This window comes from Helicobacter rappini (assembly GCF_900198625.1).
Classification (GTDB): Bacteria; Campylobacterota; Campylobacteria; order Campylobacterales; family Helicobacteraceae; genus Helicobacter_A; species Helicobacter_A rappini.
In genome coordinates, this window is sequence record NZ_FZPK01000018.1 from 17,251 (window position 1) to 29,402 (window position 12,152).

12 protein-coding genes are annotated in these 12,152 nt (G+C 33.7%); 2 read left to right on the forward strand and 10 right to left on the reverse strand.

The features are described 5' to 3' along the window. The 9 genes from C6H17_RS04670 to C6H17_RS04710 all read right to left on the reverse strand — a co-directional run. Nucleotides 1–520: toxin-antitoxin system YwqK family antitoxin (locus C6H17_RS04670; RefSeq protein WP_199768859.1), on the reverse strand; the 520-nt coding region annotated here is incomplete at its 3' end. Nucleotides 521–637: 117 nt separating this feature from the next. Further along, entirely contained in the window at nt 638–1,651 is a 1,014-nt protein-coding gene (locus tag C6H17_RS04675; protein ID WP_020995492.1) for a toxin-antitoxin system YwqK family antitoxin, read from the reverse strand. A 115-nt stretch (nt 1,652–1,766) separates the two neighbouring features. Then, nucleotides 1,767–2,279 carry a toxin-antitoxin system YwqK family antitoxin gene (locus tag C6H17_RS04680; RefSeq protein ID WP_020995491.1) on the reverse strand — a complete coding sequence of 171 codons (513 nt, stop codon included), beginning with the start codon at nt 2,277–2,279 and terminating at the stop codon, nt 1,767–1,769. A gap of 116 nt (nt 2,280–2,395) precedes the next feature. Then, nucleotides 2,396–3,274 carry a toxin-antitoxin system YwqK family antitoxin gene (locus C6H17_RS04685; protein WP_005217042.1) on the reverse strand — a complete coding sequence of 293 codons (879 nt, stop codon included), beginning with the start codon at nt 3,272–3,274 and terminating at the stop codon, nt 2,396–2,398. Between the two features lie 214 nt (nt 3,275–3,488). Continuing rightward, complete coding sequence (gene miaA / locus C6H17_RS04690; RefSeq protein WP_005217041.1) at nt 3,489–4,418, reverse strand: tRNA (adenosine(37)-N6)-dimethylallyltransferase MiaA; 930 nt, start codon at nt 4,416–4,418, stop codon at nt 3,489–3,491. Nucleotides 4,419–4,468: 50 nt separating this feature from the next. Continuing rightward, nucleotides 4,469–4,843: a hypothetical protein gene (locus C6H17_RS04695; protein WP_005217040.1), complete on the reverse strand. Its 375-nt coding sequence runs from the start codon at nt 4,841–4,843 to the stop codon at nt 4,469–4,471. A gap of 37 nt (nt 4,844–4,880) precedes the next feature. After that, complete coding sequence (locus C6H17_RS04700; RefSeq protein WP_005217039.1) at nt 4,881–5,738, reverse strand: sulfite exporter TauE/SafE family protein; 858 nt, start codon at nt 5,736–5,738, stop codon at nt 4,881–4,883. Between the two features lie 556 nt (nt 5,739–6,294). Next, nucleotides 6,295–6,759, reverse strand: a complete 465-nt coding sequence (ilvN, locus tag C6H17_RS04705; protein WP_004088408.1) for an acetolactate synthase small subunit — start codon at nt 6,757–6,759, stop codon at nt 6,295–6,297. 11 nt (nt 6,760–6,770) lie between these two features. Beyond that, nucleotides 6,771–8,507, reverse strand: coding sequence for an acetolactate synthase large subunit (locus C6H17_RS04710; RefSeq protein WP_020995489.1), 1,737 nt, complete (start codon nt 8,505–8,507; stop codon nt 6,771–6,773). 301 nt (nt 8,508–8,808) lie between these two features. On the opposite strand from C6H17_RS04710, the gene C6H17_RS04715 reads away from it, so the two are divergent. Together C6H17_RS04715 and C6H17_RS04720 are read left to right on the forward strand one after the other, a co-directional pair. Continuing rightward, on the forward strand, nt 8,809–10,311 hold the full coding sequence (locus C6H17_RS04715) for a TrkA C-terminal domain-containing protein (protein ID WP_005217037.1): 1,503 nt from the start codon (nt 8,809–8,811) through the stop codon (nt 10,309–10,311). A gap of 1 nt (nt 10,312) precedes the next feature. Next, on the forward strand, nt 10,313–10,870 hold the full coding sequence (locus C6H17_RS04720; RefSeq protein ID WP_020995488.1) for an anthranilate synthase component II: 558 nt from the start codon (nt 10,313–10,315) through the stop codon (nt 10,868–10,870). A 282-nt stretch (nt 10,871–11,152) separates the two neighbouring features. On the opposite strand, the gene C6H17_RS04725 is transcribed toward C6H17_RS04720, so the two are convergent. Continuing rightward, nucleotides 11,153–11,722: a hypothetical protein gene (locus tag C6H17_RS04725; protein WP_005217034.1), complete on the reverse strand. Its 570-nt coding sequence runs from the start codon at nt 11,720–11,722 to the stop codon at nt 11,153–11,155. Nucleotides 11,723–12,152 lie beyond the last annotated feature (430 nt).

Genomic DNA, 12,152 nt, shown 5'->3' on the forward strand with positions numbered 1-12,152 from the left:
CATTTTTATATGGTGTTTCAATCTTTAGCTTCCCATTCTCAAAATACACTTTTGCTATGCCTTCTGCTTTGTCATTTTTATATGGTGTTTCTATCCAAAGTTTCCCACTCTCATAATACCACTTTCCTATACCTTCTCTTTCACCATTTTTATATGGTATTTCTACCTGAAGATTCCCATTTTCATAATACTCTTTTTCTATGCATTCTCTTTTGTCATTTTTATATGGTGTTTCTGTCGCAAGATTCCCATTTTCATAATATTGTTTTGCTATACCTTCTCTTTTGTCATTCTTATATGGTATTTCACCTGCTAGATTCCCATTCCAACGATACCACTTTGTCATACCTTCTTTTTTACCATTTTTATATGGTGTTTCTCTCTCTAGCTTCCCATTTTCATAATACTCTTTTACTACACAACCGCTTATTTTGTCTGCTTCGGTTTTGCATTCTTTTAGTGTCTCTGCATGTAAAATAGAAAATGAGAGAAAACCTATAAGCACACTTTTTAAAAACATAACTGCCCTTTTAAATTGAAATAATAGATTCTGTATTTTACAAAAACTATTTTAGATTAAAACCATAAAGATTCTAAGATGAGAATCTAGGAAGTGTTAAGACTTTAAAATCATAAATTATTTAGAATCATTGCTAAGGCATATTTTTTGTAAATAGTTAATTGCTTTTTCAATGTCGTTCATATTAATCTCGTCTATTTCTTTGTCTGTTAAGACTTTATCATTAAAGCATTTGCCGCTTGTAATCCTGCCATTCTCGGCTTTAACTAAGGCTAGTAGTTTTCCATCTTCTGTGTAGTATTTTAAATCTCCATGTAGTTCATCGTTTTTATATGATACTTCAATTACAAGATTCCCATTGTCATAATACCGCCTTGCTATGCCCTCTATTTTGTCATTTTTAAATGGTATTTCTATATTAAGATTCCCATTCTCATAATATTGCTTTGCTATGCCTTCTATTTTGTCATTTTTAAATGGTATTTCTATATTAAGATTCCCATTCTCATAATATTGCTTTGCTATGCCTTCTATTTTGTCATTTTTATATGGTGTTTCTCTCCAAAGATTCCCATTCTTATAATACACTTTGGCTATGCCTTCTATTTTTCCATTTTTGTATGGTGTTTCTACTCCTAGATTCCCATTCTCATAATACGACTTTTCTATACCTTCTCTTTTGCCATTTTTATATGGTGTTTCACTTGCTAACTTCCCTTTCTCATAATACTCTTTTGCTATGCCATCTACTTTGCCATTTTTATATGGTATTTCTTCTTTTAGATTCCCATTTTGATAATACCACTTTTCTATACCTTCTGTTTCACCATTTTTATATGGTATTTCTTTCCAAAGATTCCCACTCTCATTATACCATTTTACTATACCTTCTCTTTTGCCATTTTTATATGGTATTTCACTCCAAAGATTCCCACTCTCATAATACCCTTTTGCTATGCCTTCTCTTTTGTCATTCTTATATGGTGTTTCAAACTCTAGATTCCCATTCTTATAATATTCTCTTTCTGCACAGCCACTCATTTTGTCTGTTTCATTTTTGCATTCTTTTAGTGTATCTGCATGTAAGATAGCAAGTGAAAGAAAACCTATAAACACACTTTTTAGTAACATAATTGTCCTTTTAAATAAGATAAAGATTCTGTATTTTACAAAAACTATTTTAGATTAAAGCCTAAAAGATTCTAAGATTAGAATCTAGTAAGTGTTAAGACTTTAAAATTATAAATTATTTAGAATCACTCTCTTCAAGGCATATTTCTTGTAGATATTTATATGCTTTTTCATAGCTAGCCTTGTTCATCTCTGCTAAATCTTTATTTGTTAGGGCTTTATCATTAAAGCATTTACCACTTATAAACTTATCATTCTCGGCTTTAATTAAGGCTAGTAGTTTTCCATCTTTTGTGTAGTATTTTACATCGCCATGTGTTTCGCCATTTTTATATGGTGTTTCCTTTATAAGATTCCCATTCTCATTATACCACTTTTCTATACCCTCGAATTTACCATTTTTATATGGTGTTTCAATCTCTAGATTCCCATTCTTATAATACCATTTTTCTATGCCTTCTATTTCACCATTTTTATATGGTATTTCATTCCAAAGTTTCATATTTGAATCATATTTTTTTTCTATGCAACCGCTTATTTTATCCGCTTCGGTTTTACATTCTTTTAGTATAGGTGTATCTACACTATGAAATGAGAGAAAACCTATAAACACGCTTTTTAGTAACATATTTGTCCTTTAAAATTAAGATAAAGATTCTGTATTTTACAAAAACTCTTTGAGATTAAAGCCATAAAGATTCTAAGATTAGAATCTAGGAAGTGTTAAGGGCTTTAAATTATAAGTTATTTAGAATCACTTTTAAGGCATATTTCTTGTAGATAGTTAATAACATCGTCAAAAAGGTAGGCGATTTCAAAATCTTTTAAATTTCTTAATTCTTTGTCTGTTAAGACTTTATTATTAAAGCATTTGCCGCTTATAAACTTATTCTCGGCTTTAACTAAGGCTAGTGGTTTTCCATTTTCTGTGTAGTATTTTACATCGCCATGTGTTTTACCATTTTTATATGGTATTTCTTCTTTTAGATTCCCATTTTCATAATACCACTTTAACATGCCTTCTTTTTCGCCATTTTTATATGGCATTTCAGATCTAAGATTCCCATTCTCATTATACCATTTTACTATGCCTTCTTTTTCGCCATTTTTATATGGTGTTTCACTCTTTAGATTCCCATTCTCATAATACCATTTTTCTATACCTTCTATTTTGCCATTTTTATATGGTCTTTCTACATTAAGATTCCCATTCTCATTATACAATCTTTCTACACCTTCTTTTTCATCATTTTTATATGGTGTTTTCCTTATAAGATTCCCACTCTCATTATACCACTTTTCTACACCTTCTTTTTTGCCATTTTTGTATGGAGTTTCTGTATCAAGATTCCCATTCTCATAATACCATTTTTCTATACCTTCTATTTTGCCATTTTTATATGGTCTTTCTACATTAAGATTCCCATTCTCATTATACCATTTTTCTATACCTTCTATTTTGCCATTTTTGTATGGTGTTTCCCAATAAATTTTCCCATTTGAATGATATTCTCTTTCTACACAACCGCTTATTTTATCCGCTTCGGTTTTGCATTCTTTTAGTGTATCTGCATGTAAGATAGAAAATGAAAACAAAGCTATAAACGCATTTTTTAAAAACATAACTGCCCCTTTTAAATTGAAATAATAGATTCTGTATTTTACAAAAACTCTTTTAGATTAAAGTCATAAAGATTCTAAGATGAGAATCTAGCCTTGTTGAAATCGCTATAAATTACGATAAAGACATTTTATCTTTTCAATGGCTTAATATAGATTCTAAGACTTGATATATAAATTTAAGTCCTTATAAAACAATTAAGTTTTCATACAAAAATCAATCAATAGGCTTTATCTTTTCTAACATAGTATCTGCTATTGCTTGGATATTAAAGGGATAGTGAATCTGTGTTATATTGCTAAATTGAGTGCGATTAAAAGTAGTTTGCCTTTTTGCAAGTTGCCTTGTATGCAGGGTGATTAGACTTTTTAACTCGCATTCTTTCATCTCATTTCGTAATAGCATAAGGCATTCTCTCAAACCTATGGATTTAAAGGGCTGGATTGTCTTGCCATAAGATTCTAAAAGACTTTTTGCTTCGTTTAGAATGCCGCTTTCAATCATATTTTGCGTTCGTATCTCTATGTTTTTATGTAATATATCTTTTGGCACGATAAGGCTATAAATGTCTATTGGTATAGGAAATGGCACTGGTGGATTTTGTATGAAAAATTGAGTTGGCGGCATATTTGTTTGAAAGAAAATCTCTAATGCCTTTGTGATTCTATAAGTATCATGGCTATTAATCTTTGCAGCATAGGTAGAATCAATGCTTTTTAGGAAGCTATATTGTGTGCTTAAGGGCTGATTAGTTAGGGCTAGAAACTCTGCCTTTTTCATATTGCTTTTAAATGTATCAAGTGGGCTTAAGCCTTGTATGATTGCCTTGAGATAAAAGCTACTGCCGCCGACTATTAAGAGATTTTTTCTCTCTTTTTTGCATTGCTCTATACTCTCGCATAAAAGCGATTGAAAGAGGCTTGCTGATACATGCTCTTTGGGGGATAGGACATTGATGGCAAAGTGCTTGACCAATGAGAGTTCATCGCTTGTAGGTTTGGCTGATGCGATGTCAATCTCTTTATAAATGCAGAGTGAATCTAGTGAAAATATATAGGCATTTAATAGTGGGGCAAGCTTTAAAGACAAGGCACTTTTACCACTGCAAGTAGCCCCCAAAATAGCAAATATTCTTGGATAATCCATAATAAACCTTTAGTAATATAGAAAACTATAAGATAAAATCGCTAATATTTCTATGCTTTAGAATCTTTAGCACATAAAATCGGGGCAAGGATTGTGATAATCTCTTGTAATAATTCCTTAGAATCAATATCAATTATATACCATTCCTTTGCACCCGGATATGGTTTTGCTTTTTGAGAGTGGGCTAAAAGAGATTCTAGAATCTTGTATTGCTTTACAAATACACACTCATCACAAAGCAGGAAAAGTGCTTTGGGCTTTTGCATAGTTTTAGAATCTTGTATATACACGCAGTATTCCCCAAACATTTTTCTCGCACTAAAAGTGTAAGATTTTGCTCCGCCCTTAGAATCTTCGCTTAAACTAGCCATATACTCGCATAAACGCTCCAGCACATAGTCTTTATACTCTTTTGAAGTCGCCATATTTGCCCCTTAATTTTGCTGTTTAGATTCTAAGCGATTATTGATCTTGTGTATATGCTTTACTCATATCATGGTGGTTATGTGTATTTTCATAATTTTTAGTTTCATCATTGTGATTTTCATGATGATGGTGTGAATGGCTATGAGAATCTATATTTGGCATTTGTGTGTCATTATGCTTTTCATGCGACATGCTGTCGTGGCTTTCATGGTGCATAGGATTATGCCCTTGCAGTAGTTGCACGCCTTTATAGACATTACTAAATGCAAAATAGCTCATAATGATAAATGCAACATACAAAAACACACGCCGCATTGTAGAATGGAAAAGTTGTTGGCTAAAAAAGCCCACAAGAAATAAGGGCAAAAAAGTCCCAAGAGAAAAGATAAACATACTAAGCATAGCATGCCATACACTTAGAGAATCTGCGGCTTTAATAGCAAACATATACACAAGATGGCAGGGCAGTAAGCCATTTAAGATTCCAATGATAAAGAAGCCCGCGATACTTTTTGAATGCAGGGCATTGTGAAAAGCCTTTTTATACCATGCGTAATTGCCACTAGGTGTTACATTCCCAAGCATTTTAGGATAGAAAGTAATAATAAGGGCGGTGATAAATAGCAAAATCCCAAGCACAATAAAAATAATCGCCTTTGCAGTTTGACTGAATCCAAAGCTTTTTCCAATAAACACAAAGCACAAGCCAATCAGCATATAACTACACATTCGCCCAAAGAAATAGAGTATATTTGCAAGGGCTTGTAGTATCTTTGAGCTATCAAATTGCCGCATATTTAGCCCCACGACAATCCCACCACACATGCCGACACAATGAGAAAGAGAGGCAAAAAAAGCCGCACTAAGCAATAAAAGATAATCATGAAAATTCATTTATTTCCTTTTGCAACATGGATTCTAAAGCTAGATTTAAAAGTTAGATTCTAAAAATTACTTGACATTATAGCAAAATTCCATTTTGCCTTTAGAAATAGCTTGTTTGTTGGGTTTAATCTAATAAGCACAACTCGGATAATCACAAAGGGTTAAGATATGGGGTAAGAAACGTATATGTAAATTTAACTCATAAGCAATGTGGTGAGACAACCTATCCAAAGTAAAGGAGTTGAAAACTGCTAAAGGTTAGAACTTACATACTAAAAGCCAAAGGTTCTTGTAAAAGGTGTAATATAGGTTGCCTCACTACATTGCTTTTAGAATCTTTTATGATAAATAAATTTGTATCACATAATACTAAATTTAAGCTTGAAACCTCGCCGTCGGCATTATATCAAAAAAAAAAAAACAAATCAAGGGAAAACTACAAATTGTAACATATTGTTTAATGTTTTCAGCAACTACAAATGTCATGTTTTTCTTAAAAATCAATATCACTTCAAAACTGAAACCTTTTTATAGCGTTACATATCAAAAACACAACAAACAAAATCTATCTCTCAATCGCAAGCACGCCGCTACGCACGATTTCTTTTGGCATGAAGTTATGCAGTGAAGTGATAATGTCTTTAATCATTTGTGTTTCACCACTTACGCTAAAGACAATGTTTTTTTCATTCCAGCTTACAATCTTGCCACCAGAAGCATTGATTAAGGCACTGATTGCACCGATTTTTTCATTATTTTCAAATTTAATTAAGGCAATTTCTTGTGTAACAATATCGCTATGCTCTACGACATTTAGCACGGGGATAAGCTTGTGTAGTTGCTTTATGATTTGTTCTAACACTTTTTCATCGCCACGCGTTGTGATGGTTATCCTTGAGAGATTATTATCTGTTAAAGGGGCAACGGTAAGACTATCAATGTTATAGCCTCTACCTGCAAATAATCCTGAAATGCGCGCTAAAACACTATGTTCATTCACAACGGTGATACAGATAATTCGCTTTTGCATATTTTTCCTTATTATTCTAATATCATTTTATAGAGTGGATTCCCACCCGGGACCATTGGCAATACAATCTCATCTTTATCAACGCATACATTAATGAGACTAACTTTTGGGCTTTCAATCGCTTCTTTTAAAGCTTTCCTAAAAGATTCTTTATCACTTGCTTCTAAGCCCAATGCTCCAAAACTCTCGGCTAATAGCTTAAAGTTTGGCTGCGTGAGTTTAACATGGGATAATCTCTTTTCATAGAAAAATTCCTGCCATTGCTTTACCATACCTAGATAGCCATTATTGAGTATGATATTTATGGTTTTAATATTAGATTCTATACAAGTCATAAGCTCTTGTATATTCATTAATATCCCGCCATCGCCGCTAAAGTTTATCGCATATTTTTGCTTACTCTCACTTTCTTTATTCTCTTTTTGCATTTCTTGCAGGGCGATTGAGACACCCATAGTCGCTGGCATACCAAAGCCCATAGTCCCTAATCCACCACTTGTGATAAATTGTCGCTTTGCGCTAAAGGGATAGAATTGTGCTGCCCACATTTGATGCTGTCCAACATCAGTGATAATAACCGCGTTTTCGCCTAGAATCTTTCCAGTCTCTTCTATAACCCATTGTGGTTTTAATAAGTCTGTATCGCAATCTTTATACGATAGCGGGTGAGAATTGCTCCATTTTTTAAGCTTTGTAAGCCATACACTTCTTGCTTCAAGCACTTCTTTTGTCGGTGCTTTATCTTGTAGTTCTTTAATGAGTTCTTGCAAAACTAGATTTAAATCACCTACAATAGGATAATTTACATTAATGATTTTTCCTATTGAGCTGGGGTCAATATCAATATGTGCTATCTTTGCAAACTTTGCAAATTCACTCACTTTTCCCGTTACTCTATCATCAAACCTTGCACCTAAACTAATGAGTAAATCGCATTCACTTGTAGCCATATTTGCCGCATAAGTGCCATGCATGCCAAGCATACCTAAGAAGTTAGAATCTCCCTGTGCTACGCCCCTTGCCATAAGCGTTTCCACACTTGGAATCTGTGTTATTTCAAGTAGCTTTTTTACTAAATCATAGCTATTTGCAATAACCGCACCACCGCCGATATAAAAGAGTGGATTATGAGATTCTAAGATAGCATTTGCGAGTTTTTTTATCTGCTTTGCATTGCCCTTTGTTGTTGGCTTGTAACTTGCTAGAGAAATGCTATTTGGATAGTGAAACTCCCCTATTTGTGCGCTAATATCCTTTGGTAAGTCAATGAGAACGGGTCCGGGTCTGCCACTTCTTGCGATATAAAAGGCTTCTTTTAAGATTCTTGGTAACTCTTCAATGCTTTTTACAAGATAGTTATGCTTCGTGCATGGGCGAGAGATCCCTACTGCATCAATCTCTTGAAACGCATCTGTGCCAATTTGAGTAAGAGGGACTTGTCCGCTAATAACAACTAGCGGGATAGAATCTGTAAAAGCGGTAGCAATGCCTGTAACCGCATTTGTAAAGCCCGGTCCAGAAGTAATGATTGCCACGCCAACCTTACCAGAAGCCCTAGCATATCCATCGGCTGCATGGACTGCTGCTTGTTCGTGCCTTGTTAAAATATGTCGAAAATAATCTTGCTTATAAATCTCATCATAGACATTAAGGACAGCCCCGCCCGGATAGCCAAAAATCACAGACACACCCTCTAAATGTAGTGCTTCAATAAGCATTCTTGAGCCATTCATTTGCTGCTTTGCCATATCATTCCTTTAAGTAATACCACATAATACTGCCTAAACAAAAAGCTATATTATATACAACTTTTTGCCAAGCTTGTCAAGTATTTTTTACTTATTTATTTGTTTTATATGCAAATGATAAAGTTTTTTGATGATTGTTTATACCACACAGCAAACACTCTCAAACTTGTTTTAGTTTGTTTTATGTTATAATTGCTAATCTTTATGGCTTAGAATCCGTATTCTATGGGTTTTGTATATATGCTTTGTTTTAGCGATTTTTATTTATGCTAAGATTGAGATTTTAAGAAAAGGCAGAATGATGAGATATGTGCTTATTGTAGCTGATGGAGATATTGCATTAAATTTTGTGCATAAAGTGCTAGATGATTACTCAAGCAATAACTTCTATATTGTTTTATATAGAGATTCTCGCTTTTTGCCAAAGAAATATCCAAATACTTTTAGATTCCATGAATGCGATTATACTTCCACTTTTCGTCTTGAATCTTGCCTAGATAACGATGATATTAGTGATATTTTCATTGTCCTGCAAGATGAAAAAGAGGGTGATGTCGTATATGAATATTTACGCAAAAACTACAAAAAAAGCCGCATTGTGCGTAGCATACATGCCCCTGAAATCTCTTATGAAACTACAAAAAAAAGTGATGGGAATCTAGTGATTGTAGCAGAGACAAATGCAGTGGCTTCAAGGCTATTGCTTCGTATGCCAAATGTGCCTGTTATCCCGCGTGGTTTTGGGTTAGAGCAAGGTGAGATTATGGAGATTGGCGTGCCAAGTGGAAGCATTTATGCACATAGGCAAATCGATACGATAGAGCAATCTGGTTGGTGCATTGTTGGAATCTATCGTCAAAATAGATTTATTCTTGCCACACATGATGCAGTGATTTTCCCCGGAGATATTTTACTTGTAGCAGGTGAGCCACAAAAAACACGCATGATATATAACCAAATCAAAGCGGATATAGGGCAGTTTCCAGCACCATTTGGACGCGATATATGTCTTATACTTGATATGCGTTTGCAGCCAAAAGAGACAATGCTACATGACTGCAAAGAAGCGATTTATCTACACAGACACTTAAAGAGCGCAAAACTTACTATTAAGGTTTTACACGCAACAGATTTTGAAACTATAAAAGCACTTGAAGAATTAAAAAGTGAAGATATCGCCGTAGTTATTGATTATGAGAACTTAGACTTTATACAAACTTTAGAAAATAAGATAAGTGAAAAAGTAGGCTTTATCATCGTAAGTCAAGAAATCTTTGCTAAAAGGGCGTATCGCAGGGCTTTATGGGAGAGTAGATTGCCTGTTTTAAAGATAGGTATGTATTCCTTGCGACCAGATAACTATGATCACACACTATCAAAACAGCAACTTTATACACAAAAGAAAATGCTATATCCACCAAATGTTACAGCAAGTTTGCTTGTGAGTTCAGGTGATGGATATAGAGATTCTAATATCGCAACGCTTATATTTGATATTAGCAAACAACTTTGCCTTGATGTAGCGGTGTATGATTTTGAGCCAGATGGACATTTTAATAATAAGATTGATGAAGAGTTTGAGAATCTTTCCAGAATCTTTGAGAGAAAATACACTATACAGCATAATAATATAGACAATCCTATCTTTCATATACAAGGTTTAAATAAGCCGATTTTACATTTCATTCCATTTCGCATGTCTATAACTAGATCAAGATTTGCAGCATATATACGAACGCAGTTTGAATCTATCGCATGTATGGATAATACAAATCCGCAACTTTTCATTCCTGTGAGTGAATAGAATGCGAGTGATTTTAATTGATAATTACGACTCTTTTACGCATAATGTCGTGTATTTATTGCGTGAGATTGGAGTAGAAGTTAGCATTTTACGCAATGATTCTTCCTTGCAAACTCTAAAAGATTCTAATTTTGATGCTTTAGTTATCGCACCCGGTCCTAGCCACCCTTTGCAATCTGGAATCTGCTTAGAAGCGATTAAATATTTTGCTCCATTTAAAAAGATTCTAGGCATTTGCTTGGGACATCAGTGTATCGCACATGTTTTTGGTGGCGAAGTGGTCTCTATGCAAACACCACAGCATGGTAAAATCTCGCATGTAACTTTCAGCAATCACCCGCTTTTTCATGGTATAAAAACACCGCTAAAAGTTGGTCGTTATCATTCATTGCATGTCAGCAAACTTGGTAAATGCAGGGCATTGGCATGGAGTGAAGATAATGTAGTCATGGCATTACAAGCAGAAAGCTATCAAACTTATGGGATACAATTCCACCCAGAATCTATTTTGCAAGACCAAGGCAAAAAGCTACTAGCAAATTTTTTTGAGTTGTGTTAATTGTGGCTAGATAGTGGTAGTGTGATTGTCAGGGTTTGCAATTGTTGTGTAAATAAGAAGTGGTGAAAAATACACACATTGCTAAAGCAAAATCACTTGCATAGAATCTCAATGAAATATTGATATGTTTAAATGCGTTGGATTGTATTAGACTCTAAAAATGGGGGGGGGGGGNNTAATAGTAAAAAATGGGGGGGGGGGGGGTAAAGGTAGAAAGGTTTTTGTAATTTTAAAATATGTTGTGTTATTGTTAGAATATGATGATTGAATGGAAATATAGTATTATTGCTTATTGCTGTATGGTTTATCGGCGATATTATAAGTTGTTGGGGTGCTTTGTAGATTCTGTGTTTGTAAGCTTTTTATGTGTTTGTGTTTAAGTTTTATTATGTCGCGAATATCTTCAAAAATAGCATGTAGCACTGGATCTGTTGCGTGATTAATGAAATTTCCCTCTGCATATTCGCACAAATCTGTGGAATCTATATAGTGAATTTGATATGCATCAAGCAGATTTTTTGGAACATAAGCTTTAACTTTTGTATAAGATTCTAAAGACAAAGTTTGTTTTAAAATTGTATTGTTTTGGATAGTTTTTAATAGTGTTTTTGCATGAAATTTATTAAATTCCATGCATGCAGGATAATTATTAAAAGTGAAAAGCAGCTCTTCTTTGTCTCGTCTTGAGGGCATGATAGCAATAATATACTGACGCATTTGTGGTATAATGAAGTTTTTCAACAAATGCAAATTATATGAGTTTTGCAAAAATAGTAGCGCGTTTGGGGCAATACACTTTTCTTTAACTTTATTTGCATTTTGTGTCAGCAATATATCTTTAAAGGTTTTCATAATGCGTATTATAACACATTTTTTTTCTGTATTTTTACTTTGTAGTGCAGTGTTTTTCTTGCATGCTTGTGGATATAAGAGCGATCCATTTTGGAATGAGGCTGAAAAGCAGGATCTATTGTTACCTTAATTGAAATTGGGTGCTTTTGGTCATCGAGAATTTGTCCATTTATCATGAAAACTATAGGGCTTGTTTGCACACTCTCTTATGAAAGTTTCTTAGCATTGCAATGTCATTTTTACTTTTTTCTCGATTATATATTACAAATGCTCTAAATATTACTACGACACAACAATTTTTAATCATCTGTGAATCTACACATAACAACATATAGAAAGCAGACTGCTGTTTATCAAAACAAAATTTAAATACAACAGATTAAAACAAAACAAATAAAATACAAAAAAACTAAAATAAAAAAGTAGTATA

What these genes read in the sequence shown, in the direction of transcription:
- C6H17_RS04675 (WP_020995492.1), bottom strand. Translation starts at nt 1,651, where the DNA reads ATGTTACTAAAAAGTGTGTTTATAGGTTTTCTTTCACTTGCTATCTTA.
- C6H17_RS04680 (WP_020995491.1), bottom strand. Translation starts at nt 2,279, where the DNA reads ATGTTACTAAAAAGCGTGTTTATAGGTTTTCTCTCATTTCATAGTGTA.
- C6H17_RS04685 (WP_005217042.1), bottom strand. Translation starts at nt 3,274, where the DNA reads ATGTTTTTAAAAAATGCGTTTATAGCTTTGTTTTCATTTTCTATCTTA.
- miaA (WP_005217041.1), bottom strand. Translation starts at nt 4,418, where the DNA reads ATGGATTATCCAAGAATATTTGCTATTTTGGGGGCTACTTGCAGTGGT.
- C6H17_RS04695 (WP_005217040.1), bottom strand. Translation starts at nt 4,843, where the DNA reads ATGGCGACTTCAAAAGAGTATAAAGACTATGTGCTGGAGCGTTTATGC.
- C6H17_RS04700 (WP_005217039.1), bottom strand. Translation starts at nt 5,738, where the DNA reads ATGAATTTTCATGATTATCTTTTATTGCTTAGTGCGGCTTTTTTTGCC.
- ilvN (WP_004088408.1), bottom strand. Translation starts at nt 6,759, where the DNA reads ATGCAAAAGCGAATTATCTGTATCACCGTTGTGAATGAACATAGTGTT.
- C6H17_RS04710 (WP_020995489.1), bottom strand. Translation starts at nt 8,507, where the DNA reads ATGGCAAAGCAGCAAATGAATGGCTCAAGAATGCTTATTGAAGCACTA.
- C6H17_RS04715 (WP_005217037.1), top strand. Translation starts at nt 8,809, where the DNA reads ATGAGATATGTGCTTATTGTAGCTGATGGAGATATTGCATTAAATTTT.
- C6H17_RS04720 (WP_020995488.1), top strand. Translation starts at nt 10,313, where the DNA reads ATGCGAGTGATTTTAATTGATAATTACGACTCTTTTACGCATAATGTC.
- C6H17_RS04725 (WP_005217034.1), bottom strand. Translation starts at nt 11,722, where the DNA reads ATGAAAACCTTTAAAGATATATTGCTGACACAAAATGCAAATAAAGTT.